At 67.3% G+C, this 24406-nt stretch carries 22 protein-coding genes; 12 read left to right on the plus strand and 10 right to left on the minus strand.

What is annotated here, in order from left to right; all coding sequences use genetic code 11:
• Positions 1-34 precede the first annotated feature (34 nt).
• The 6 genes from M8009_RS02070 to can form a co-directional block, all read right to left on the minus strand.
• On the minus strand, positions 35-1093 hold the full coding sequence (locus M8009_RS02070) for an ABC transporter ATP-binding protein (protein WP_250059104.1): 1059 nt from the start codon (positions 1091-1093) through the stop codon (positions 35-37).
• Positions 1090-2112, minus strand: a complete 1023-nt coding sequence (locus M8009_RS02075) for an ABC transporter ATP-binding protein (protein WP_250059105.1) — start codon at positions 2110-2112, stop codon at positions 1090-1092. Before M8009_RS02075 ends, M8009_RS02070 begins: the two co-directional genes overlap by 4 nt.
• A 4-nt stretch (positions 2113-2116) precedes the next feature.
• The gene (locus M8009_RS02080) at positions 2117-3058 is read right to left on the minus strand and encodes an ABC transporter permease (protein WP_250059106.1); all 942 of its coding nucleotides are present in this window, start codon (positions 3056-3058) and stop codon (positions 2117-2119) included.
• On the minus strand, positions 3055-4101 hold the full coding sequence (locus M8009_RS02085; protein ID WP_250059107.1) for an ABC transporter permease: 1047 nt from the start codon (positions 4099-4101) through the stop codon (positions 3055-3057). Before M8009_RS02085 ends, M8009_RS02080 begins: the two co-directional genes overlap by 4 nt.
• A 105-nt stretch (positions 4102-4206) precedes the next feature.
• Positions 4207-5781, minus strand: coding sequence for an ABC transporter substrate-binding protein (locus M8009_RS02090; RefSeq protein ID WP_250059108.1), 1575 nt, complete (start codon positions 5779-5781; stop codon positions 4207-4209).
• Positions 5782-5927: 146 nt separating this feature from the next.
• On the minus strand, positions 5928-6578 hold the full coding sequence (gene can, locus M8009_RS02095) for a carbonate dehydratase (protein ID WP_250059109.1): 651 nt from the start codon (positions 6576-6578) through the stop codon (positions 5928-5930).
• Positions 6579-6740: 162 nt separating this feature from the next.
• Here can and gorA point away from each other — a divergent pair, with 162 nt between their 5' ends.
• From gorA to M8009_RS02115, 4 genes are all read left to right on the plus strand, one after another.
• The gene (gorA, locus tag M8009_RS02100) at positions 6741-8102 is read left to right on the plus strand and encodes a glutathione-disulfide reductase (protein WP_250059110.1); all 1362 of its coding nucleotides are present in this window, start codon (positions 6741-6743) and stop codon (positions 8100-8102) included.
• A gap of 238 nt (positions 8103-8340) precedes the next feature.
• Entirely contained in the window at positions 8341-8919 is a 579-nt protein-coding gene (gene ectA / locus M8009_RS02105) for a diaminobutyrate acetyltransferase (RefSeq protein WP_133634146.1), read from the plus strand.
• Positions 8920-9028: 109 nt separating this feature from the next.
• Positions 9029-10294, plus strand: coding sequence for a diaminobutyrate--2-oxoglutarate transaminase (ectB, locus tag M8009_RS02110; protein WP_250059111.1), 1266 nt, complete (start codon positions 9029-9031; stop codon positions 10292-10294).
• A 91-nt stretch (positions 10295-10385) separates the two neighbouring features.
• The gene (locus tag M8009_RS02115) at positions 10386-10796 is read left to right on the plus strand and encodes an ectoine synthase (RefSeq protein WP_250059112.1); all 411 of its coding nucleotides are present in this window, start codon (positions 10386-10388) and stop codon (positions 10794-10796) included.
• A 64-nt stretch (positions 10797-10860) separates the two neighbouring features.
• Here the strand turns inward: M8009_RS02115 and M8009_RS02120 are convergent, their stop codons facing one another.
• Positions 10861-11403 carry a DUF3833 domain-containing protein gene (locus M8009_RS02120; protein WP_250059113.1) on the minus strand — a complete coding sequence of 181 codons (543 nt, stop codon included), beginning with the start codon at positions 11401-11403 and terminating at the stop codon, positions 10861-10863.
• A 608-nt stretch (positions 11404-12011) separates the two neighbouring features.
• On the opposite strand from M8009_RS02120, the gene M8009_RS02125 reads away from it, so the two are divergent.
• The 6 genes from M8009_RS02125 (at position 12012) to yidD (ending at position 16717) form a co-directional block, all read left to right on the plus strand.
• Entirely contained in the window at positions 12012-12860 is an 849-nt protein-coding gene (locus tag M8009_RS02125; RefSeq protein WP_250059114.1) for an ATP-dependent zinc protease family protein, read from the plus strand.
• A 43-nt stretch (positions 12861-12903) separates the two neighbouring features.
• Positions 12904-14409 (plus strand): UUP1 family membrane protein, encoded by a 1506-nt coding sequence (locus M8009_RS02130; RefSeq protein ID WP_250059115.1) that lies wholly within the window; start codon positions 12904-12906, stop codon positions 14407-14409.
• A 4-nt stretch (positions 14410-14413) separates the two neighbouring features.
• The gene (locus M8009_RS02135) at positions 14414-15376 is read left to right on the plus strand and encodes an alpha-L-glutamate ligase-like protein (RefSeq protein WP_250059116.1); all 963 of its coding nucleotides are present in this window, start codon (positions 14414-14416) and stop codon (positions 15374-15376) included.
• A gap of 73 nt (positions 15377-15449) precedes the next feature.
• A complete protein-coding gene (locus M8009_RS02140) occupies positions 15450-15923 on the plus strand; it encodes a transcriptional repressor (protein ID WP_250059117.1) in 474 nt (157 codons plus the stop codon).
• A complete protein-coding gene (hisI, locus tag M8009_RS02145) occupies positions 15920-16360 on the plus strand; it encodes a phosphoribosyl-AMP cyclohydrolase (RefSeq protein ID WP_250059118.1) in 441 nt (146 codons plus the stop codon). The genes M8009_RS02140 and hisI overlap by 4 nt, the downstream gene beginning before the upstream one ends.
• 69 nt (positions 16361-16429) lie before the next feature.
• The gene (gene yidD, locus M8009_RS02150) at positions 16430-16717 is read left to right on the plus strand and encodes a membrane protein insertion efficiency factor YidD (protein WP_250059474.1); all 288 of its coding nucleotides are present in this window, start codon (positions 16430-16432) and stop codon (positions 16715-16717) included.
• Here the strand turns inward: yidD and M8009_RS02155 are convergent, their stop codons facing one another.
• Positions 16718-17146, minus strand: coding sequence for a SufE family protein (locus tag M8009_RS02155; protein ID WP_250059119.1), 429 nt, complete (start codon positions 17144-17146; stop codon positions 16718-16720). It lies immediately after the preceding gene.
• Positions 17147-17173: 27 nt separating this feature from the next.
• Positions 17174-18367 (minus strand): tyrosine-type recombinase/integrase, encoded by a 1194-nt coding sequence (locus M8009_RS02160; protein WP_250059120.1) that lies wholly within the window; start codon positions 18365-18367, stop codon positions 17174-17176.
• Between the two features lie 300 nt (positions 18368-18667).
• On the opposite strand from M8009_RS02160, the gene M8009_RS02165 reads away from it, so the two are divergent.
• The gene (locus M8009_RS02165; protein ID WP_250059121.1) at positions 18668-19708 is read left to right on the plus strand and encodes a DNA-binding protein; all 1041 of its coding nucleotides are present in this window, start codon (positions 18668-18670) and stop codon (positions 19706-19708) included.
• 51 nt (positions 19709-19759) lie between these two features.
• Here M8009_RS02165 and nfuA read toward each other — a convergent pair whose 3' ends face one another.
• A complete protein-coding gene (nfuA, locus tag M8009_RS02170) occupies positions 19760-20350 on the minus strand; it encodes a Fe-S biogenesis protein NfuA (protein WP_250059122.1) in 591 nt (196 codons plus the stop codon).
• A gap of 307 nt (positions 20351-20657) precedes the next feature.
• On the opposite strand from nfuA, the gene metH reads away from it, so the two are divergent.
• On the plus strand, positions 20658-24377 hold the full coding sequence (metH, locus tag M8009_RS02175) for a methionine synthase (RefSeq protein WP_250059123.1): 3720 nt from the start codon (positions 20658-20660) through the stop codon (positions 24375-24377).
• Positions 24378-24406 lie beyond the last annotated feature (29 nt).

The raw sequence follows: 24406 nt of genomic DNA on the forward strand, positions 1-24406 counted from the left end.
TCGGCCCCGGCATTGTGCCATAGCGTGGCGGGCCTCAGTCGATGCGCCCTTCCTCCACGGCGTGACAGGCCACCTGGCCGCCGTCGGCGGTGGCGATCAGGCCCGGGATCTCGCGCCGGCAGCGCGCGTCGGCATGGGGGCAGCGGCCGTGGAAGACGCAGCCCGAGGGCAGGTTGACCGGCGTGGGCACCTCGCCCTCCAGGCGGATGTGCTGCGGCCGGTCGTCCTCGAGGCGCGGGATCGCCGACATCAGGGCCTGGGTGTAGGGGTGTCGCGGCTTGGCGAAGAGTGTCGCCGTCGGCGCCACCTCGCAGACCCGGCCCAGGTACATCACCGCCACCCGGGTACCGAAGTGCTCGACCACGGCGAGGTCATGGGTGATGAACAGGTAGGTCAGGTTGCGCTGCTGCTGGGCCTCCATCAGCAGGTTCAGCACCTGGGCCTGGATCGACACGTCCAGCGCCGAGATCGGCTCGTCGGCGACGATGAACTCCGGGTCCACCGCCAGGGCGCGGGCGATGGCGATGCGCTGACGCTGGCCGCCGGAGAACTCGTGGCCGTAGCGGGCGCCCCAGTCGGCCGCGATGCCCACCGAGCTCATCACCTCGGCGACCTGCTCCTTGATGCGCTGCGCCGACCAGTCAGGGTGGTGGAGGCGGATCGGCTCCTCCAGGGTCTGCTGGATGGTCATCCGCGGGTTGAGCGAGGCATAGGGGTTCTGGAAGATCATCTGCATGCGCCGGCGGTAGGGCATCAGCGCCTTGTGGGAGAGGTCGTCGATGCGCTGACCGTCATAGTGGATCTCGCCGGCGCTGGGATGGAGCAGGCCCATCACGGTACGGGCCACGGTGGACTTGCCGCAGCCGGACTCGCCGACCACGCAGAGCGCCTCGCCGCGCCGGATCTCCAGGTCGACGCCGTTGATGGCATGCACGTGCTGCTGTTCGCGGACGATCCTGCCCTTCTTGAACTTGAGCTGCTCAAGGAAATCTCCGGAGAGCGCGAAGTGCTTCTCCAGGGCGCGGATCTCCAGCAGGGGGCTGGCCGCCTCGGGGGCCTGGCCAGGGGCGTGGGCGTGGGCGGTGGAACTCATCGGCGAATCTCCTCGGCCGGGATGCGTTCGCGCTCGAGCATCTCGGCGACCATGTGACAGGCGACCCGACAGTTGCCGGAAGTCACGAAACCGGGGACCTCGTCGATGCAGGCGCGGCGGGTGGTGCCATCGGCGCGCTCGACGAAGCCGCAGCGCGGGTGGAAGGCGCAGCCGCTCGGCAGGTTGTCCAGCGACGGCATGCTGCCGGGGATCTGGTTGAGCCGGCTGCCGGGGGTGGCCATCTGCGGCAGGGCATTGATCAGCCCCTGGGTGTAGGGATGCTGGGGGTCGTTGATGATCTCCCGCGTCGGGCCCTGCTCGATCACCCGGCCGGCATACATCACCAGCATGCGCTGGGTGACCTGGCTGACCACGCCCAGGTCGTGGGTGATCAGGATCAGGCCGACGTTGTGCTTCTCGCACAGTTCCAGCAGCAGCGCCATGATCTCGGCCTGGATGGTCACGTCCAGCGCGGTGGTGGGCTCGTCGGCGATGATGATGTCGGGGTCGAGCAGCAGCGCGATGGCGATGATCACCCGCTGGCGCATGCCGCCGGAGAGCTCGTGGGGGTACTGGTCCAGGCGCGCCGCGGGGGAGGGGATCTGAACCTGCTCGAGCTTGCGCAGGGCGATCGCCCGGGCCTCGCGGGTCGAGATGCGCCGGTGGGCCTTGAGGCATTCGACCATCTGCTCGCCGATGGAGAGCACCGGGTTCAGGGTCATCATCGGATCCTGGAAGATCATCGACATGCGGTGGCCGCGGACATGGCGCAGCGCCCGGTCGCTCATCTGGGTCAGGTCGCGACCGTCGAAGTGGATGCTGCCGCCGGCGATGTAGCCCGGCTTGGCGATCAGGTTGAGCAGGCTGAAGGCCGCCACCGACTTGCCGGCGCCGGACTCGCCCACGATCCCCAGGCGCTCGCCGCGCTCGAGGCTGAAGCTGACGTCGCGCAGCGCCTGGACATCGCCGCGGCGAAGGGCGAAGCGCACGTCGAGATGGTTTACGTCGAGGAGTGCCATGGGATCAGCCCTTGTAGAGTCGCGGGTTGAGGACGTCGCGCAGCCAGTCGCCGAGCAGATTGATCACCAGCACCAGCACCACCAGCACCAGGCCGGGGATCAGGGTGATCCACCAGGAGCCCGACTGCAGGTAGTCGAAGCCGGACTTGATCAGCGAGCCCAGCGACGGCTGCGTCTCGGGCATGCCCAGGCCGAGAAAGGAGAGCGCCGCCTCGGAGATGATGGCGTTGGCCACCTGCACCGTGGAGATGACGAAGATCGGCGACAGGGTATTGGGCAGGATATGGCGGAACATGATCCGCCGGCTGGTAAAGCCCATCACCCGGGCCGCATCGACATACTCCTTGTGGCGCTCGGCCAGCACCGAGGCGCGCACCGTGCGCGCGTACTGGGGCCATTCGGCCAGGCCGATGATCAGCACCAGCAGCGGCACCGCATAGGCGCTGAAGGTGGCGCCACCGAAGATCGCCTTGACCAGGGCGCCCACCACGATGGCCACCATCAGGGTGGAGAACGACAGCTGGATGTCGGCCAGGCGCATCAGGAAGGCATCCACGCGGCCGCCCAGGTAACCGGCGAGCAGCCCGAAGCTGACCCCCAGCATTGCCTGGAGGGCCACCGCGCCGAAGCCGATGATCAGCGACACCCGGGCGCCATAGAGGATGGTGGAGAGCAGGTCGCGGCCCTGGGCGTCGGTGCCCATCGGGTAGGTCGGGTCGCTGCCCTCGACCCAGAAGGGCGGCAGCTCCGAGGCCATGATGTCGATCTGCGCCAGGTCGTAGGGGTTCATGGGCGCCAGCCACGGGGCCAGCACCGCCACGGCGACCAGGGCGATGAAGACCACCAGGCTCAGCTGGGCGATCAGGTCACGCTTGAAGCTGTAGAGCAGGTAGGAGCCGCGAAAGCGTGACCAGCGGCTCGCCACCTGGGGTGTCGTGGTTGTCATGCGGGTTTCCCTGTCAGCTTGACGGTGGGGTTGACCAGGCCATAGATCAGGTCGACCAGGGTGTTGGTGATCACGAAGATCAGCCCCACGATCATCAGGTAGGTAATGATCAGCGGCACGTCGGAGCGCTGGATGGCGTTGAGGAACATCAGCCCCATGCCCGGCCACTGGAAGACCGTCTCGGTGAGGATGGTGTAGGCCACCAGGGTGCCGATCTGCACCCCGCCCATGGTGATCACCGGCAGCATGGTGTTCTTCAGGGCGTGCAGGAAGTAGATGCGGCGCAGCGAGATACCCTTGGCGCGCGCGAACTTCACGTACTCGGACTGCAGCACCTCGAGCATCTCCGCGCGGATCAGGCGGATGAACAGCGGCAGCATGATCGAGGCCAGCGAGATGGCCGGCAGCACCAGGTAGGTGAGGCCCTCGAGGGAGGCGAAGTTGGTCGCCCAGGTGCCGAACACGGGCACCGGGTTGCCGCGCCCGTAGGCCGGCATGCCGCCCTCGGTACTGACCAGGTCGTTGAGCCAGGCCCCCCAGCCGGTATCGGCGGGGAAGGGCGACCAGGAGACGCCGATGGCGAACAGCTGGATCAGCATGATGGCGGTGAGGAAGACCGGGATGGAGATGCCGATGATCGACACCCCCATGAAGAAGCGCGACAGCCACGCCCGGGGCCGGATCGCGCTATAGACGCCGATCGGCACCGAGAACAGCGCGATCAGCAGGGTGGTGGCGAAGACCAGCTCCAGGGTCGCCGGCAGGTGGCGGGCGATCACCTCGGTGGTGGGCTGGTTGAAGATGTAGGAGTAGCCGAAGTCCAGCTGCAGGGCATTGCCCGCGAAGCGCAGGTACTGGACCAGGAAGGGGTCGTTGAGGCCCAGCTGCTCGCGCAGGGCCTCGCGCTCGCTCTCCGGCACCGACTGGCCGACCATCTGCTGGATGGGGTCGCCCAGGTTGTCCTGGATGGCGAAGGCGATGAGGCTGATGACGAACATCACCAGCAGGGCATGGAAGAGGCGCTTGATCAGGAAGGCGATCATGGCTGGCGTCCCGTGTGCAACACGCGGCGACGCACTCGGCTGGCGAGCGCGTCACAGGGGTCAGGTTTCGGATGGCCAGCCCCTCGGGGCCGGCGCGGGGCGGACTTACTCTTCGTTGATCACCAGGTCCCCGAGGTAGGGGAAGTTCATCACGTTGAGGATCGGCTCGATGTCGATGTTGGACGCCGAGGCCCAGGCCAGGTCCTGCCAGTGCAGGGGCACGACGGCCGCCTCGTCATGCAGGGTCTGCTCGACCTGCTGCAGCATCTCGGCGCGCTTCTCGAGGTCGACCTCCAGGTTGGCCTCGGCCACCAGCTTGTCGAGTTCCGGGTTGCAGTAGTTGCCGGCGTTGTACTGGCCGGCGCCGCTGTCGGCATCCGGGCAGGCCGTCAGGTACTCGTGGAAGTTGGCGCTGTCCTCGGTGTCGGCGTGCCAGCCGATCAGCATCATGTCGGCGGCGCGGTCGTCGTACTCGCCCCAGTACTGGGCCTTGGGCAGGGTCTTGAGGTCCACCGTGACGTTGATGCGTGCCAGCATGGCGGCCACCGCCTGGGCGATCTTGGCATCGTTCACGTAGCGGTTGTTGGGCGCCATCATGGAGATCTCGAAGCCCTCCTCGAAGCCTGCCTCGGCCATCAGCTGCTGGGCCTTCTCCAGGTCGTAGCGCGGCTCGAGGTCCGCCACATGGCCGGCATAACCCTCCGGCGAGAACTGCGCCGCCGGGGTGGCGAAGCCCTTCATCAGGCGGTCGGCGATGCCCTCCTGGTTGACGGCATAGGCGAAGGCCTGGCGCACCCGCGGGTCCTGGAAGGCCTCGACGCGCTCCTGATTCATGTGGAAGAAGATGATCCGCGTGCCGGACATGGTCACCAGTTGGACATCCTCGTCCTCGCGGATCCGGTCCAGGTCGTTGGGCGGCACCGGGGCGATGAAGTCCACGTCGCCGGAGAGCAGGGCGGCCACGCGGGTGGCGTTCTCGCTGATCGGGGTGAGCACGATGTGCTCCACGTTGCCCGGGGACTCGTCGTCCCAGTAGCCGTCGAAGCGGTCGAACTCCATGCGGGTGCCCTTCTGGTGCTCGACCACGGTGAAGGGGCCGGTACCGGAGAGGTTGGCCGAGGCGAAGGAGTTGCCGTTCTTGACGATCTCGTCCTTGGGGTCGCCGTCCTCGTCGGTGCCGCTGTAGAAGGCGCTGTCCAGCGGGAAGATGTAGGTGGCAAGGTTAAGCAGCAGCGGGTAGGGCTTGGCGGTCGTGAATTCCACCGTGGTCTCATCGACCGCGGTGACGCTCTCGATGGGCTCGAAGATCGCCTTGAAGTCCGGGCTGCGCTTGAGGCGCTCGACGGTCCAGACCACGTCCTCGGCGGTGAAGGCGTTGCCGCTGTGGAATTCCACCCCCTCGCGCAGGGTCATGCGCAGGGTGGTGTCGTCGACCTGCTCCCAGCCGGTGGCCAGGCGCGGCTCGAACTCCAGGTCGCTGGTCCAGCGCACCAGGGGGTCGAAGGTCATGTGAGAGAGCTGGAGGATCCCCCCGGAGAGCTGCTCGTGGATGTCCAGCGACACCGGGTCGGCATCATAGGCCATGCGCAGGGTGGTCTCGGCGCTGGCCACGGAGGGCAGCACGGCGGTGGTCATGGCGGCGCCGATCACGCTCGCCAGCAGGGTCTTCTTGAGAGTCATGTGTCGTTCCATGCCGGTTGACTTGTTGTTGGTGATGACCACGAAGGTCCAGTCAACAACATAGTGAGCTCGGCCATGGAGGCACAATCGAAATTGTGAGAGGGCTCATGCGCCCGACGAATGAGCCTCGCCGGGCGGGGCCCGGGTCAGTCCCCGGCGGGGGTGATGCGGTCGATGCGATAGAGGGTCGCGACCTGGTCGAGGCCATGTACGCTGCAGTCGAGGTCGGAGACCCGGCCGTCGCTCAGCCCGTAGACCCAGCCGTGCACGGAGAGCGCCTGGCCGCGCTGCCAGGCGCGCTGGACGATCTTGGTCTGGCACAGGTTGTTGACCTGGGCCTCGACGTTGAGCTCGCACATGCGATCGATCTGCTCCTCGAGGGGCAGCGTTTCCAGGGCACTGCGGTGGTGGCTGTAGAGCTCGCGCACCGAATGCAGCCAGTAGTCGACCATGCCGCACTCGCCGCCGGCGACGGCCGCCCGCACGCCGCCACAGCCGTAGTGGCCGACCACCATGATGTGGCGCACCTTGAGCACGTCCACGGCGAACTGCACCACCGAGAGGGCGTTCATGTCGTTGTGGTGGAGCAGGTTGGCGACGTTGCGGTGGACGAAGACCTCGCCCGGTGGCAGGTCGATGATCTGGTTGGCCGGCACGCGGGAGTCTGAACAGCCGATCCACAGGTAGTCGGGACTCTGCTGGCGGGCCAGGCGGGCGAAGTAGTCCGGGTCGTCCCGGCACATCTTCTCCGCCCAGGTGCGGTTGTTGGCCAGCAGTCTCTCGATCTCGCGTTTCATGACAGGCTCCGGTAGCCGTGGCAGGGAAGGACGGTGCACCCTTGTAACCTCGCCTGCCGGGGTGGTCAACCGCTCTCCCGGGGCGTCGCCTCGACTGGTATGATCCGCCTCGAGATTCACTGGCGGGCCGAACGCGGCTCGACCCTTCGACAGGAGACTTGTGTGTCAGACTTCGACTATGACCTGTTCGTGATCGGGGCGGGCTCCGGTGGCGTACGCGCCGCCCGCACCGCCGCCGCCACCGGCGCGCGGGTCGCCGTGGCGGAGGATCGCTACCTGGGCGGCACCTGCGTCAACGTGGGCTGCGTGCCCAAGAAGCTCTACTCCTATGCGGCCCATTTCCACGAGGCCTTCGAGGACGCCGGCGGCTTCGGCTGGCACCTGCCCGAGGCGCCGCGCTTCGAGTGGGCCACGCTGCGCGACAACAAGGTCGGCGAGATCAAGCGGCTCAACGACATCTACGGCCGCCTGCTCGACACCGCCGGGGTGCGCTTGATCAACGGCCGCGCCAAGGTGCTTGACGCGCACCATGTCAGCGTCAACGACGAGACCCTGAGCGCCGAGAAGATCCTGGTCGCGGTGGGGGGCTGGCCCTGGGTGCCGGAGTTCCCGGGCAACCAGCACGTGGTGGATTCCAATCGGGTCTTCGACCTCGAGCGCTTCCCCGAGCGCTTCCTGGTCCTCGGTGGCGGCTATATCGCCGTGGAGTTCGCCAGCATCTTCAATGGCCTGGGCAGCGATGCCCACCTGGTCTACCGCGGCGAGCTGTTCCTGCGCGGCTTCGACCAGCAGGTGCGCGAGTTCACCCGCGACGAGATGGCCAAGAAGGGCGTCCATCTGCACTTCGAGGCCAACATCGCCTCGATCGAGAAGGTCGAGGGAGGCCTGCGGGTGAGCCTCACCAACGGCGAGCAGCTCGAGGTGGATGCCGTGCTGGCGGCGACCGGCCGCCGCCCCCACCTCGAAGGCCTGGGCCTCGATCGCCTCGACATCGCCTTGACCGACAGCGGCCACCTGCGCGTCAACGAACGCTTCGAGACCTCCGTGCCCTCGATCCTCGCCCTGGGCGACGTGACCGGTGGCCCCGAGCTGACCCCGGTGGCGCTCGCCGAGGCCATGCAGATGGTCAGGCATCACTTCGACGAGGTCGAGCCGGCTGCGCTTGACTACCGCAACATCCCCACCGCGGTGTTCTGTCACCCCAACATCGGTACCGTGGGGCTCTCCGAGGAGCAGGCCCGCCAGGCCTGTGGCGAGATCCGCGTCTATGTCGCCGACTTCCGCCCCATGAAGCACACCCTCTCCGGCAGCAGCGAGCGCTGCCTGATGAAGCTGATCGTCGACGACGCCAGCGACGTGGTGGTAGGGGCCCACATGGTGGGCGAGGAGGCCGGCGAGGTGATTCAGGGCATCGCCGTGGCCGTGCGCGCGGGCCTCACCAAGGCCGACTTCGACGCCACCGTGGGCATCCATCCCACCGGCGCCGAGGAGTTCGTCACCATGCGTGCGCCGACCCGGCGGTGAGTCCTCGAGAGCCTCGGACGGCGTCGCGGGCCACCCTCAGGGGTGGCCCGTGACGTTTCGGCCTCCCGACGTCATCGGAGTGGGCTATTATCCAAGAGGAGCGGCTCGACTGGCGGGTGCCGGCCCACGCAGCATAATTTTCCATTATGGATCCATGTCGCCAGGATAATCATGGTTTTGAATTGCCGATACGCCGCTGTTATACTCCCCTACAAATTCGCTACAGCGAACCATGACAATGAACGCTACCACCGAGCCCTTCACGCCCTCCGCCGACCTGGCCCGACCCACCGTGGCGGACGCCGTGGTCGGTCACGAGGCCTATCCGCTGTTCATCCGCAAGCCCAATCCCGATGATGGCTGGGGCATCTACGAGCTGGTCAAGTCCTGCCCCCCGCTGGACGTCAACTCCGCCTATGCCTACCTGCTGCTGGCGACCCAGTTCCGCGACAGCTGCGCCGTGGCGACCAACGAGGAGGGCGAGATCGTCGGCTTCGTCTCCGGCTACGTGAAGAGCAACGCCCCGGACACCTACTTCCTGTGGCAGGTAGCGGTCGGCGAGAAGGCGCGCGGCACCGGCCTGGCCCGGCGCCTGGTGGAGGCCGTGATGACCCGCCCGGAGATGGCCGAGGTCCACCACCTCGAGACCACCATCACCCCCGACAACCAGGCCTCCTGGGGCCTGTTCCGGCGGCTTGCCGAACGCTGGCAGGCGCCGCTCAACAGCCGCGAGTACTTCTCCACCGACCAGCTCGGTGGCGAGCACGACCCGGAAAACCTCGTGCGCATCGGCCCCTTCCAGACCGATCGCATCTGAGTCCCCCCGCTTCATCGCGCCTGCCGTCCTCGGGCGGCAGGCAACCCCACGCCCCGTCAGCCGCGCTCGCGCGTCCTGATCCCTATCTATTGCCAACAGGAGGTCGCACATGCAGACCCAGATCCTCGAACGCATGGAGTCCGAAGTCCGGACCTATTCACGCTCCTTTCCGGTGGTCTTCACCAAGGCCCAGAATGCGCGCCTGACCGACGAGGAGGGCCGCGAGTACATCGACTTCCTGGCCGGTGCCGGCACCCTGAACTACGGCCACAACAACCCGCACATCAAGCAGGCGCTGCTCGACTACCTGGCCGAGGACAACATCATCCATGGCCTGGACTTCTGGACCGCCGCCAAGCGTGACTACCTCGAGGCCCTCGATGAGGTGATCCTCAAGCCGCGCGGCCTGGACTACAAGGTCCAGTTCCCCGGGCCGACCGGCACCAATGCCGTCGAAGCGGCCATCCGCCTGGCCCGCAACGCCAAGGGCCGCCACAACATCGTCACCTTCACCAACGGCTTCCACGGCGTGACCATGGGCGCGCTGGCCACCACCGGTAACCGCAAGTTCCGCGAGGCCACCGGCGGGGTGCCCACGGTCGGCGGCAGCTTCCTGCCCTTCGACGGCTACCTGGGCGAGGGCGCCGACACCCTGGACTACTTCGAGAAGCTGCTCGGCGACAAGTCCGGCGGCCTGGACATCCCGGCGGCGGTGATCGTCGAGACCGTGCAGGGGGAGGGCGGCATCAACGTCGCCGGCCTCGACTGGCTCAAGCGTCTCGAGGGCATCTGTCACGCCCATGACATCCTGCTGATCGTCGATGACATCCAGGCCGGCTGCGGCCGCACCGGCAAGTTCTTCAGCTTCGAGCACGCCGACGTCGTCCCCGACATCGTCACCAACTCCAAGTCGCTCTCCGGCCTGGGCCTGCCGTTCTCCCAGGTGCTGATGCGCCCCGAGCTCGATGTCTGGAAGCCGGGCCAGTACAACGGTACCTTCCGCGGCTTCGCGCTGGCCTTCACCACCGCGGCCGCCGCGCTGCGCCAGTACTGGAGCGATGATACCTTCGCGCAGGACGTGGCGCGCAAGGGCGAGGTGGTCGCCAAGCGCTTCCAGAAGATCGCCGGCATGCTCCGCGAGCTGGACATCGAAGCCTCCGAGCGCGGCCGCGGCCTGATGCGCGGCATCGACGTGGGCAGCGGCGAGATCGCCGACAAGATCACCCACAAGGCCTTCGAGAACGGCCTGGTCATCGAGACCAGCGGTCAGGACGGCGAGGTGGTCAAGTGCCTCTGCCCGCTGACCATCACCGACGAGGAGCTGGAAAAGGGCCTCGATATCCTCGAGACCAGCACCAAGCAGGCGCTTAGCTGATAGGCTGAAGGTGTCGCCCCATGGGCGGCCCGGTCATCGACCGGTCGGCAGGGGCCGGCCGGTCCGTCACTGACACCACTGGAGAGCATCCATGATTGTTCGCAACCTCGACGAAGCCCGCAAGTCTGACCGCCTGGTGAAGGCCGAGAACGGCAACTGGGACAGCACCCGCCTGAGCCTGGCCGATGATGGCGGCAACTGCTCGTTCCACATCACCCGCATCTATGAGGGTACCGAGACCCATATCCACTACAAGCACCACTTCGAGGCCGTCTTCTGCATCGAGGGCGAGGGCGAGGTGGAGACCCTGGCCGACGGCAAGATCTGGCCGATCAAGCCGGGTGACATCTACATCCTCGACCAGCACGATGAGCACCTGCTGCGCGCCAGCAAGACCATGCATCTGGCCTGCGTGTTCACGCCGGGCCTGACTGGCAACGAGGTGCATCGCGAGGATGGCTCCTACGCGCCGGCCGAGGCCGACGACAAGAAGCCGCTCTGATCGACCACCGCTGTCGAGACGAGACTTCGACGCCCCCGGCTCCCATGAGCCGGGGGCGTTCTCGTCACGGGGTCCGGTCGAAGACGATGGTGATCTCGGCGAGGGTGACCCCGAATTTCTTCATCGCCGTGCGATTGATCAGGCGCCCGTCGGGCTGCAGGTACATCCAGTCGTCCAGGGTGAAGGTGATCTCGCGCCCCGAGACCTCGACGGGCAGGCGATAGCGCATGGTGAAGGCGTGGCCGGCCTGGCGCGCCTCCACCGGCTCCTCGACGTCATTGGCGCGGCCGATCCAGCGATTTTCCCCCTGGCGCTTGAAGGTCCAGATGCGTCGGTCGGTCTCGCCGTCGTCATAGGTAAAGCGTTCGTCCAGGGTCAGGGTGTCGCCCTCGAGCCGTCCATCGATCTCCACGGTGAAGCGGCGCTGCACCTCGCCGCTGTAGTCCTGCACCATGCCCCAGGCGCGGGTCTTGCCGTCGAAGTAGTCGCCGATGTCGAGGCGCGGTGTGGTGCCCGCATAGCGCTCGATATCGACGCTGCTGCAGCCGGCCAGCAGCCCGAGTGGGAGCAGCAGCATGGCCAGGCGGATGAGCCATTTCCTGTACATTTTTAATTCCATCAAAAGGGTCTGTACAGGAAGGCTAGCGGATTGCCAGTGCGGGCGCCATAGCCTCGGCACTCGTCACATGAAAGGCGTGGCCCTGGTACGCACGGAACGCCCAGAAGTCCGGCCGTTATGTTGTTCATTGGCGACATCGTCGGCGCGGAGAGTCGAATCCAGCGACGGAGCCGGCCTGGGTATTCTCGTGCTTGGCCACGCGGGTCGTGGTGCGCATTGCCCAGCATGGCGCCATATCATCAGAGCGTTGCGGTCCTGGGAGTCGCTGCGGCGCCAGGGATATCTGTTTGCCGACAATGGCAGCAGCGAAGGGCGTCTTCGATCGAATGTCCCGGGCGTGGAAGTCGTGCCGTCATCGCCGTAGGGCGCAACGAACTCCTAGCGCCCGGCAGACGTCATCAGGCGCCTTGGGAGCACTCGAGGGAGAAAAAGCACACAGGGCTATAGGTTCGTATAATGTATATTATGTTAAATCATGGTGATGGGTGAATCGTATGGGGCCGACTATAATCATGCTGTCGCGCCCCGTCGACGTTGGACAAGGCTGTCGGCGACTCCTTATCATCACGCATCACCCTGATGTTCGAGCCCTGTTCATGCGCCACTGCCTGCCGTCTGCCGGCACACTGATCGTTGTCACCCTGCTGTTGAGCGGCTGCACCCTGCTGCCCGACCGCGAGCCCCCGCCGCCGCCCGTTACCAGCGCAGAGTTCCAGGCGCGTATCGAGCGGCTGGAAGGCGCGGTCACCGCCAGCTGCGTGAGCGGCCAGCAGGCCCGGCTCGACCAGCAGCTGCACCGTCAGCAGGCGCTGTCGGCAGACGTGCGTGAGGTCGGCAGCCTGTTGCGGCAACTGCAGGGCCAGGTGGCGCAACTCGACCGCGATGACGACGCACCCGAGGTAACCCGCGAATGTAGCGACAGCCAGACGCGCCTGGACAACAAGGAGATCCTGGGGCGCAGCGAATGGATCGGTCTGCCGGGTGTCGGCACCTACCTCAAGGCGCGCATCGATTCCGGTGCCACCACCTCGTCGCTGTCGGCCACCGAGATCACCCGCTTCGAGCGCGACGGCGAGAACTGGGTACGCTTCAAGCTGGGCCTCAACGAGGCCGATAGCGTGGTCGCCGACGTTCGCGACGAGTGGATCGAGGCGCCGGTGGAGCGCCGGGTGCGCATCATCCAGGCCTCCGGCGAGGATTCGCGCCCGGTGATCAGCCTGCTGATGACCCTGGGTCCACTGCGCGAGACGGTGCAGTTCACCCTCAATGACCGCACCCACCTGGACCACCCGGTCCTGCTGGGCCGCCGTTTCCTGATGGACATCGCCGTCATCGACGTCGCCGAGCAGTACCTCCATGAGCGCCCCGAGTACCCGGGCGGGCGTCCGGCAGAGGAAGCCGCCGCCGACGAGGCCGCTGATCGCGATGAAGAAGCGGACGAGTGACGCTCGTCACGCCGCCTGACCCAAGCTCCCTCAAGGAAGATCCATGTCACGACTGCCCTTCTACCTGATCGTCGCCTTCCTGCTGGTGGCCGGTGTTGCCCTGAGCATCCACCGCCACGTGCAGTTCGAGGTCCCCTGGACACCGGGCGAGCAGCGCCAGGTCTGGGAAATCGAGGCCCAGGTCAACTTCACCGCCGACGGCGGGCCGGCCAAGGTCAACATGGCGCTGCCCTCGAGCCAGCAGGGGTATCGCATCCTCACCGAACACACCGCCTCGCCCGGCTACGGTCTGGCCTTCCTCGAGGAGAACGGCGGCCGACGCGCCGAATGGTCCACGCGCGAGGCCACCGGCGACCAGCAGCTCTATTACAGCGTCCAGGCACTGGTGGCCCCGGAGTCGAAGAACCCGGCGATCGAGTCCCCTCCCCTGCGGCGTGACATCGTCTGGGAAACGCCCTACGACACCGCGGCCAGCCAGGTGATCGAGCGGGCCTGGGCACGCAGCGCCGACCCCTTCACCTTCGCCCGCGAGCTGATCACCGACTTCACCGAGGAGCGCCAGGGCGAGAATGCCCGCCTGCTGCTGACCCAGTTCGATCGCACGCCGCTGCTGGTGCGACTGCTCAACCAGGCCGGCGTGCCGGCCCGAGAGGTCAGTGGCCTGCTGCTCGAGCACGGCCGCCGACGGCAGAGCCTGACCTCCTGGATCCAGGTCTTCGACGACCAGGAGTGGGCGCTGTTTGACCCCCGCACCGGGACCCGCGGCCGGCCGGACAATCTGCTCCTCTGGGAGTCCGCCGGGCAGGCGGTGCTCGAGGTCCAGGGCGGCAGCGACTCGCGGGTCGGCTTCTCGATGCTCTCCCGTAACCAGCCGGCGGCGGCGGCGGTGCGCAGCCAGCTGGCCGATGACACCCTGCTCAACTTCTCGATCCACAGCCTGCCCCTGGAGGATCAGGCGCTGTTCCAGACCATCCTGCTGATCCCCATCGGCGCACTGATGGTGGTGATCCTTCGGGTGCTGGTGGGCATCAAGACCTCGGGCACCTTCATGCCCGTGCTGATAGCGCTGGCCTTCATCCAGACCACTCTTGTCACCGGACTGGTCGGCTTCCTGCTGGTGGTGGCCGTCGGGCTGGTGATCCGCAACTACCTCTCCTACCTGAACCTGCTGCTGGTGGCGCGAGTGACGGCGGTGATCATCACGGTCATCGCCATCATCTCGGTGTTCTCGGTGCTCTCCTACCGCTTCGGGCTCAATGCCGGCCTGACCATCACCTTCTTCCCGATGATCATCCTCTCCTGGACCATCGAGCGGATGTCCATCCTCTGGGAAGAGGAAGGCCCCAAGCAGGTGCTGATCCAGGGCGGCGGCAGCCTGGTCACCGCGGTACTGGCCTACCTGGCGATGAACAACCCCTGGGTCCGCCATATCACCTTCAACTTCCTCGGCGTCCAGCTGATCCTGATGGCGCTGATCCTGCTGCTCGGCAACTACACCGGCTATCGCCTGCTCGAGCTGCGCCGCTTCAAGCCGGTCACGGAGGACTGACCCCATGTGGACGACCCCTGCCCGCCTGCATGCCAAGGGGATCATCGGCATGAACCGGCGCAACATCCGCTACATCGGACGCTACAACAACCGCCGGCTCTATCCGCTGGTGGATGACAAGCTGCAGACCAAGCTGCTGGCCCAGGAGTACGGCATCACCACCCCGGCGCTGATCGGCACCGTGACCACCCAGTTCGGCGTCAAGCACATCGGCGCCATGCTCACCGGCCACTACGGGTTCGTGATCAAGCCGGCCAAGGGCAGCGGTGGCAAGGGCATCCTGGTTATCGAGCGGATCGAGGGCGGGCGTTACATCAAGCCGAGCGGGGCCCAGCTGACCCTCGGCGACGTGGAGCGCCATGTCTCCAACATCCTCTCCGGGCTCTACTCCCTGGGGGGCTCGCCGGACGTGGCCCTGGTCGAGGCGCTGATCAACTTCGACGAGTCCTTCTCCGAGTACACCTACGAGGGGGTGCCGGACATCCGGGTGATCGTCTTCAAGGGCTATCCGGTGATGGCGATGATGCGCCTCTCCACCGCCGCCTCGGACGGCAAGGCCAACCTGCACCAGGGGGCCGTGGGCGTGGGCATCGACATCGCCAGCGGCAGCGCGATCCGCGGGGTGCAGTTCGATCGCACGCGACACGACCATCCCGACACCGGGCACGAGCTCGCCAGCCTGCACATCGGCGACTGGGGCACGCTGCTGCGGCTGGCCGCCGGTTGCTTCGAGATGACCGGCCTCGGCTATCTCGGCACCGACATGGTGCTCGACCGCGACCACGGCCCCATGCTGCTCGAGCTCAATGCCCGCCCGGGGCTGGCGATCCAGATGGCCAACGGCGAGGGGCTGCGCCCCCGCCTCGACCTGATCGAACGCCAGCCCGAGGGGGTCGCCCCCGAGGAAAGGGTCGCCTTCGCCCAGCACCATTTCGCGCGCTCCAGCGAGCTGCGCGAGACGGCCTGAGGGCGGCCACGGCTGGCCCCTCGTCGGCCCGGCGCGTAGAATGGCGCTTCCTTCCAGCCATCCCCCGGGTGCCATGACCGATTCCCGCGACATGATCCGCCAGGCCGAACGGCAGTGCCAGCAGCGCGGCGTGCGCTTCACGCCGATCCGCCGACGGGTGCTGGAGATGATCGCCGCCGCCCCCGGCAGCCTGAAGGCCTACGACCTGCTGGACCGCCTGGCGGCGGAGCACGCCGCGGCACGGCCACCTACCGTCTACCGCGCCCTGGAGTTTCTCATCGACCAGGGGCTGGTGCATCGCATCGAGTCCCTCAATGCCTATGTGGCCTGCCCCTGCCCCGAGCATGCCCACGGCTTCCAGCTGCTGATCTGCCGCCGCTGTGGCCGGGTCGAGGAACTGCACCTGGACGAGATCAACGACCACCTGGCGCGACGCGCCAGGGAGCTGGGCTTCGAGGTCCAGCGCCAAACCATCGAGCTGCTGGGCCAGTGTGACGCCTGCCGGCAGGCAACCGAGCGCCCCGCCACCCCTGCGGAGTTTCCATGAGCGATACCTTCAAGAGCCTCGAGCGGGCCTCACGCGACAGCCGGTTTCCCCTGGCCGGGATTCTCGACGCCATCCGCTTCAACGCCGACGGCCTGATCCCGGCCATCGCCCAGCAGCACGACAGCGGCGAGGTGCTGATGATGGCGTGGATGAACCGCGAGGCCCTGGCGGAGACCCTGCGCACCGGCCGCGTCTGCTACTGGTCGCGCTCGCGCGGCAAGCTGTGGCGCAAGGGCGAGAGCTCCGGCCAGCAGCAGCACCTGAAGGGCGCGGCGCTGGACTGCGACGGCGACACCCTGCTGCTGCAGGTCGAGCAGACGGGGCCGGCCTGCCACAGCGGCAGGCGCAGTTGCTTCTACGTGGCGCTGGAGGACGACGAGGCGCGTATCGCCAGTGACCCCTTGATCGATCCCGACACCCTCTACGGCAAGGGCTGAGACGTGTCCTGCCTGGCCGCCGGGATCCAACGCCTGCTGCGCTGGCTGGGCCGAGCCCTCGGCTGGCTGATGATCGCTGTGGTGAGGCTCTACCAGCTGACGCTGAGCCCGCTGCTGGGCCCACGCTGCCGCTACTGGCCAAGTTGCTCGAGCTATACTCTGGAGGCACTGCGGGTGCACGGCCCGTTGAGGGGCGGGATCATGGCGCTACGGCGAATTGCCCGCTGCCACCCAGGCTGCGAGGGGGGCATCGACCCGGTACCGGGCGGCCCCAGCGAGTGGCTCTGCCGGGAAGACCCGGAGCTGGACGAGCAGTTCCGCTGCCGGACGGACGACCGGCCATCCGGCGACCGCTGATCAGGCGGCCGCTTCCTCTTCGGCCACGCGGTAGATCCGCTCCAGCATGGCGTTGAGGCCGTTGCTGCGGGTCGGCGAGAGGTGCTTGTCGAGGCCCAGGTCACGCATGAAGTGGGGGCTGGTGGAGCGGATGTCCGCCGGACGACGGTCGTTGTAGATACGCATCAGCACGGCGATCAGCCCGGAGACGATGGCGGCGTCGGAGACCGCATCGAAGTGCAGGGTCTCGCCCTCGCGGCGGTGGTGCATCCAGACATTGGACTGGCAGCCCTGGATCTTCAGCTCCTCGACCTTCCACTCATCGGGAAAGGCCGGCAGCTGCTTGCCCAGGTCAATGATGTACTGGTAGCGATCCATCCAGTTGTCGAACATCTCGAACTCGTCGAGAAGCTCCTGCTGGGCCTGTTCGGCGGTGGTCTCGGCGCTCATGGTCTCTCCTGGCGGTGGCTTTAGCCATTATAACGGCTCACGGCCTTCATCTCGATCATCGTCATCGCCTGCCGGGCGCCCGACCCCCAGGCCGTGCCGCGCCTGCTGGCGATGCCACGCTTCGTCCTCGGCATGCAGGTAGCGCGTCGTGGTGTCGAGGCGCGAATGGCGGGCCGTCGCGGCCAGGTAGCGCAGCTCCACCCCGGCCTGGGCCTGGTGGGTCAGGGCCGTATGGCGCAGCCAGTGCGGTGTCGCCTGGCGCAGGCGCAGCACCTCGCCCTGCGCCGTCTCGCCCGCCTCATGCTCGAGCGCATCGGCCGCCTGCCGGAACCCCTCGCGGATCAGCCGGTAGAGGCGGTTGTCACCCAGCCCCCGCCGGCCGTCCAGGGCCCGCAGCAGGGGGGAGGCGTCATCCGGCGAGGGTTCCGCCGCCAGGCCCAGCGCGAGGCGCCATTCGCCGAGCAGCGTCATCATGTCGGGCGGCACCGGGATGCGTGCCGCCTTGTCGCCCTTCCCCACCACGCTCCACCACCAGCGCCCCTCGCGGCGCTGGAAGTCGTTCATGCGCGCCGCGCTCATCTCGCCGATCCGCGGGGCCAGCAGGTAGGCGAAGCCGAACACCAGGCGGCGCCGGGCCAGCTCGTAGCGGTGACGGGGTGAGGCGCCCTCTTCCGCCGGCCGGTTCAGCCACTCCCAGAGCCAGTTCCATAGCGGGCGCTCCAGGTAGCGCTCGATCCCGCCCTGGCGGTTGTCCAGCCGCCGGCGCTTGTCGCGCATCAGCCGGAAGGGGTTGTGGCGGACCCAGCCCGCCTCCACCAGCCAGGCGAACATGCCCTGCAAGATCACCAGGCTCTGACGGCGGCTGGCGGGCGACAGTGGGCCACGGAAGGGACGCCAGCGCGGGTCCTGGCGCGGGCGTACCGGCCCGACCCAGCGTTCGGCGGGCCGCGGGTCGGCCAGGAAGGCCTCGAAGGCGTCCAGGTCCTCCCGGCGCATCGCATCGAGCCCCCTGCCCTGCTCCGCCAGCCACAGCAGCAGGCGCTGGGCCTCGCGGCGATAGGCGCGCCGGGTCCGGGGGCTTGCCCGGTATTCCTCGAGCCACCGTGCCACGGCCTCGGCGTCCGTGCCGGCGGCGATATGCAGGCCCTGATGCGGCACCGCCTCATTGGGCCGTCGCTTGAGCACCGTCGATGTCGCACTGAACACTTCACCAGGCGTCATCTGTCCCGCTTCTCTGTCCATATCTACCCCTTGCTCCTTGCTCCTTGCTCCTTGCTCCTTGCTCCTTGCTCCTTGCTCCTTGCTCCTTGCTCCTTGCTCCTTGCTCCTTGCTGGTCAGTATCCGGCCTTCCCTGCTAGAAAATCAAGATAAGCCGCGTAATCTTGATTATATTCTGAATATCATAAATATTATTACGTATTACGTTTTATGTAATTATCTTCAATAGCGAACCGCCGACGGGTATACTGCGCTCGACCGCCAGGCAGCAGACCCGGCAGACAACTACGAGGACAATGACCATGGCGCGCAGCGGCGTGCGTTACGAGGATGTCCAGCGGGCCATCGATGCCCTGCTGGAGAAGGGCGAGGCGCCCAGCGTGCACAAGGTGCGCGAGGTGCTGGGGACCGGCAGCTTCACGACCATCAGCGAGCACCTGCGGGAGTGGCGGACACGGCGCGAGGAGAACCGCGACCTGCCCCCGCCACGCGGCATGCCCGAGGCCCTGCAGGAGCTCGCCGAGTCGCTGTGGGAGAAGGCCCAGGCATCCGCCAACGAGGCCCTCGCCCACTATCGGCAGGAGGCAGAGGGTCGGGTGGAGACGGCGCGGGAGGAAGCCGGCGAGGCCATGCGCCGCGCCGAGGACGCCGAACAGCGCGAGTCGGCGCTGGCCGCCCACCTGGCGCGTACCGAGCAGCGCCTGGAGGAGCAGAGCGGCGAGCTGGCGCGCCGCGAGTCCGAGCGCGACGTGCTGGCGGAGCGCGAGGCGAAGCTCACCACTCGACAGACTCGCCTCGAGGCGCAGCTGGCGAGTCTGCAGCAGGAGGGCGAGCGACAGGCGCGCGAACAGCAGCAGGCCATGACCGAGCAGGCCACGCGCCACCAGGAGCGCCTGGCCCGGGAGGAGAAGCGCCACGAGAGCAGCGAGGCGCGCCTGATGGGCCTGCTCGACGAGGCGCGCCAGGAGCGCCAGGCCGCCGACAAGCAGCATGCCCAGCGGCTGCAGCAGCTCGAGACACGCCTGGAGCGGGCACAGCAGCTGGTGCAGGAGGCGCGCGGCGCACTGGCCGAGGAGGAGAAGCGCCATCGCGAGACCGAGTGGGCGCGGCACCAGGCCGAGGAGCGGACCCGGACCCTGCAGCATGAGCAGGTCCTGATGCAGGCGCGCATCGACGAGCAGAAGCAGCTGCTGGAGGAGCAGGTGCGCCGCCTGCGCGACCTGGAGACCCAGCTCCACCGCTGCCTGTGGCAGACACCGGTGCCGGTCCGGGCGGGCGAGGAGGCGTCCGGGAACGACGAAGGCCCCGCGGGAGCGGGGCCTTCGACAACAGATTCAGAGTGAGGGCCGGGAAGCCTGGCGGCTTCCCCGGGGCACTCTCCCCCGGTGTTTCGACTAGCGGTAGTAGGCGTTGGTGGTGTCGGTATGGTCGGTCACGTCGCGGATCCCGGCGAGCTCCGGGATGCGCTCCAGCAGCGTCCTCTCGACGCCATCCTTGAGGGTGAGATCCACCGCGGCGCAGCCCTGGCAGCCGCCGCCGAAGGCCAGGATCGCGACCTGGTCCTCGGTCAGCTCGACCAGCTTGATCTCGCCGCCATGGGAGGCCAGTCCCGGGTTGATCTCGCTATAGAGGATGTAGTTGACGCGATCCTCGAGCGGGCTGTCGGCGTTGACCTTGGGCATCTTGGCGTTGGGCGCCTTGATGGTCAGCTGCCCGCCCATGCGGTCGGCGTTGAAGTCGACCACGGCTTCCTCGAGAAAGGGCAGGCTGTTCTTGTCCAGGTAGACGCGGATCTTCTCGAGCTCCAGCAGCTCGTCGCTGGGCTCCTCCTCGCCGGGCCGGCAGTAGGCCAGGCAGGTCTCGGCGTAGGGGGTGCCCGGCTGGGTGATGAAGATGCGCACCGCGATACCCTCGACGTTCTGCTTCTCGAGCAGTTCGGCAAGGTAGTCCTGGGCGCTGTCGGTGATCTGGATGCTGTCGCTCATGGTGCTCTCGCTATCGTGACATGCCGCTCCGGGGTGGCGTCGCGACATGTGCTGAAAGTGTGATGCCCCAATGGTAAGCGACCCGCGCGGCCGACACAATCCCGACTGAATTGCTGGGTTTTAGCCGGCCCCCTGCCGCGGCGGCGCGGCATTTGGTAACATGAGCGACTTTCCCGGCGGTCTGTCGCTGTGCCCGTGCCCGGCAGGCCCGCCCCTTGCCCGCAGCGCCTATCCTCGACAAGACGCCCCAGGCGCCCCGCTGCCGGCTCGACCCCTGACTGCCTTACGCTGGAGATTGATTCGACCCATGGCCGCCGCTCCCACCGCCCTGACCGCCACGCTCCATGACAGCCTCGCGCGACGCATCCTGATGCTCGACGGTGGCATGGGGACCATGCTGCAGAATGCCGGGCTCTCCGAGCAGGAGTTCCGTGGCGACCGCTTCGCCGACTGGCCGAGCGACCTCAAGGGCAACAATGACCTGCTGGGCCTGACCTGCCCCGACCTGGTGACGCGGATCCATCGGCAGTACCTGGAAGCCGGCGCCGACATCGTCGAGACCAACACCTTCAACAGCACGCGGCTCTCCCAGTCCGACTACGGCATGGAAGCGCTGGTCCCCGAGCTCAACCGGGAGTCGGCGCGCCTGGCGCGTGCGGTCTGCGACGCCGTGGCCGAGGAGAGTGGCGTGCCGCGCTACGTGGCCGGCGTGCTGGGGCCCACCTCGCGCACCGCCTCGCTGTCACCGGACGTCAATGACCCGGCCAAGCGCAACGTCACCTTCGATACGCTGCGCGAGAACTACTATGAGGCCGCCGAGGCGCTGATCGAGGGTGGCAGCGACCTGATCCTGATCGAGACCATCTTCGACACCCTTAATGCCAAGGCGGCGATCTATGCCCTGGAGGCGCTGTTCGATACGCGCGGCGAGCGGCTCCCGGTGATGATCTCCGGCACCATCACCGACGCCTCGGGACGTACCCTCTCGGGCCAGACCACCGAGGCGTTCTGGAACTCGGTGCGCCACGCCCGCCCGCTCTCCGTCGGCCTCAACTGCGCCCTGGGGGCACAGGAGCTGCGCCCCTATGTCGAGGAGCTGGCCACCAAGGCCGACGCCTTCGTCTCGGCCCACCCCAATGCCGGCCTGCCCAACGAGTTCGGCGAGTACGACCAGACCCCGGAGGAGATGGCGGCCATCGTCGCCGAGTTCGCCGAGAGCGGCCTGGTCAACATCATCGGCGGCTGCTGCGGCTCCACCCCCGAGCATATCGCGGCGATCCACGCCGCCATCCAGGGGCTGGCACCGCGGCGGGTGCCCGAGCGGCCGCGCGCCTGTCGTCTCTCCGGGCTCGAGCCCTTCAACATCGAGTCCGACTCGCTGTTCGTCAACGTCGGCGAGCGCACCAACGTCACAGGCTCGGCGCGCTTCAAGCGGCTGATCGTCGAGGAGGACTACACCACCGCCCTGGAGGTCGCCCTGGAGCAGGTGGAGAACGGCGCCCAGGTCATCGACGTCAACATGGACGAGGGGATGCTGGAGTCCCAGGAGGCGATGGTGCGCTTCCTCAACCTGATCGCCGGCGAGCCCGACATCGCCCGGGTGCCGATCATGATCGACTCCTCCAAGTGGGAGATCATCGAGGCGGGCCTTAAGTGCGTGCAGGGCAAGGCGGTGGTCAACTCCATCTCGATGAAGGAGGGCGAGGACGCCTTCCGCGAGCAGGCCACCATCTGCCGTCGCCATGGCGCGGCCGTGGTGGTGATGGCCTTCGACGAGGCCGGCCAGGCCGACACCTTCGCGCGCAAGACCGAGATCTGCCAGCGCGCCTACCGGATCCTGGTCGATGAGCTCGACTTCCCCCCGGAAGACATCATCTTCGACCCCAATATCTTCGCCATCGCCACCGGCATCGAGGAGCACGACAACTACGCCGTGGACTTCATCGAGGCCACCCGCTGGATCCGCGAGCACCTGCCCCATGCCCTGGTCTCGGGTGGCGTCTCCAACGTCTCCTTCTCCTTCCGCGGCAACAACCCGGTTCGCGAGGCGATCCACTCGGTATTCCTCTACCACGCCATCCGCGCCGGGCTGACCATGGGTATCGTCAATGCCGGCCAGCTGGCCGTGTATGACGACCTGCCGGCGGAGCTGCGCGAGGCCGTGGAGGATGTGGTGCTCAACCGCCGTGCCGATTCCACGGAGCGGCTGCTGGACCTGGCCGACAAGTACAAGGGCGACGGCAGCGGCCCGGTCAAGAAGGAGGATCTGGAGTGGCGCAGCTGGGAGGTCGAGAAGCGCATCGCCCACTCCCTGGTCAAGGGGATCACGGCCCACATCGAGGAGGATACCGAGCTCGCCCGGCAGCGGGCCGAGCGGCCCATCGAGGTGATCGAGGGGCCGCTGATGGACGGCATGAACGTGGTCGGCGACCTCTTCGGCGCCGGCAAGATGTTCCTCCCCCAGGTGGTCAAGTCGGCGCGGGTCATGAAGCAGGCGGTGGCCTACCTGATCCCCTACATCGAGGCCGAGAAGAGCGCCGACACCCAGGCCAAGGGCAAGATCGTCATGGCCACGGTCAAGGGGGACGTCCACGACATCGGCAAGAACATCGTCGGCGTGGTGCTCCAGTGCAATAACTACGAAGTCATCGACCTGGGCGTGATGGTGTCCGCCGAGAAGATCCTGCAGACCGCCCGCGACGAGAACGCCGACATCATCGGCCTCTCCGGCCTGATCACGCCATCGCTGGACGAGATGGTCCACGTGGCCAAGGAGATGCAGCGCCAGGGCTTCAGCCTGCCGCTGCTGATCGGTGGCGCCACCACCTCCAAGGCCCACACCGCGGTGAAGATCGAGCCCGGCTATGAGCATCCGGTGATCTATGTCACCGATGCCTCCCGCGCCGTGGGCGTGGCCGGCAAGCTGCTCTCCCCGGCCCTGAAGCCGGCCTACGTCGAGGAGATCCGCACCGAGTACGAGACGGTGCGCGAACGCAATGCCAAGCGTCGTCCCAAGGCCGCCGACCTCTCCTACGCCGAGGCCCGCCAGCGCAAGCCGGCCATGGAGTGGGACGGCTACACGCCACCGCGGCCGGCCATCACCGGGATCGAGGTGTTCGACGACTATGACATCGAGGAACTGGTCGAGCGCATCGACTGGACGCCCTTCTTCATGAGCTGGCAGCTGGCCGGCAAGTATCCGAAGATCCTCGACGACCCCAAGGTCGGTGAGGCAGCACGCAGCCTATTCGCCGATGCCCAGGCGATGCTGCGCAAGCTGATCGACGAGCAGCGCATCCAGGCGCGTGGGGTGATCGGGATCTGGCCGGCCAACAGCGTCGACGACGACGTCATCGAGGTCTATGCCGACGAGTCGCGCCGCGAGGTGATCGAGCGCCTGCACCATATCCGCCAGCAGACCACCAAGAACCGCGACGGTGTCTGTCACAGCCTGGCCGACTTCATCGCGCCCCGCCATGACGCTGATGGCGAGCCGAGCGGCAAGCCCGACTGGATCGGCGGCTTCGCCGTCACCACCGGGCATGGCGTGGAGGAACTCGCCGAGCGCTACAAGGCCGCGGGGGACGACTACAACGCCATCCTGGTCCAGTCGCTCACCGACCGGCTGGCCGAGGCCTTCGCCGAGCGCCTTCACGAGCGGGTGCGCAAGGAGTTCTGGGGTTATGTGCCGGACGAGGCGCTGAACAACGACGCCCTGATCGCCGAGAAGTACCAGGGCATCCGCCCGGCACCCGGTTACCCGGCCTGCCCCGACCACACCGAGAAGGCGACCCTGTTCCGCCTGCTCGAGGCCACCGAGAATACCGGCCTCGTGCTGACCGAGAACTTCGCCATGTGGCCCGCCGCCGCGGTGGCCGGCTGGTACTTCTCCCACCCGCGCTCGAAGTACTTCTCCACCGGCAAGATCACCCGGGACCAGGTCGAGGCGCTGGCCAGACGCAAGGGCATGCGCATCGAGGAACTCGAGCGCTGGCTCGCGCCGGTGCTCTCCTACGACCCGGCCTGACCCTTCCGGCCCGCCCTGGCGGGCCGCCT

It is taken from the genome of Halomonas gemina (assembly GCF_023554995.1).
GTDB lineage: Bacteria > Pseudomonadota > Gammaproteobacteria > Pseudomonadales > Halomonadaceae > Halomonas > Halomonas gemina.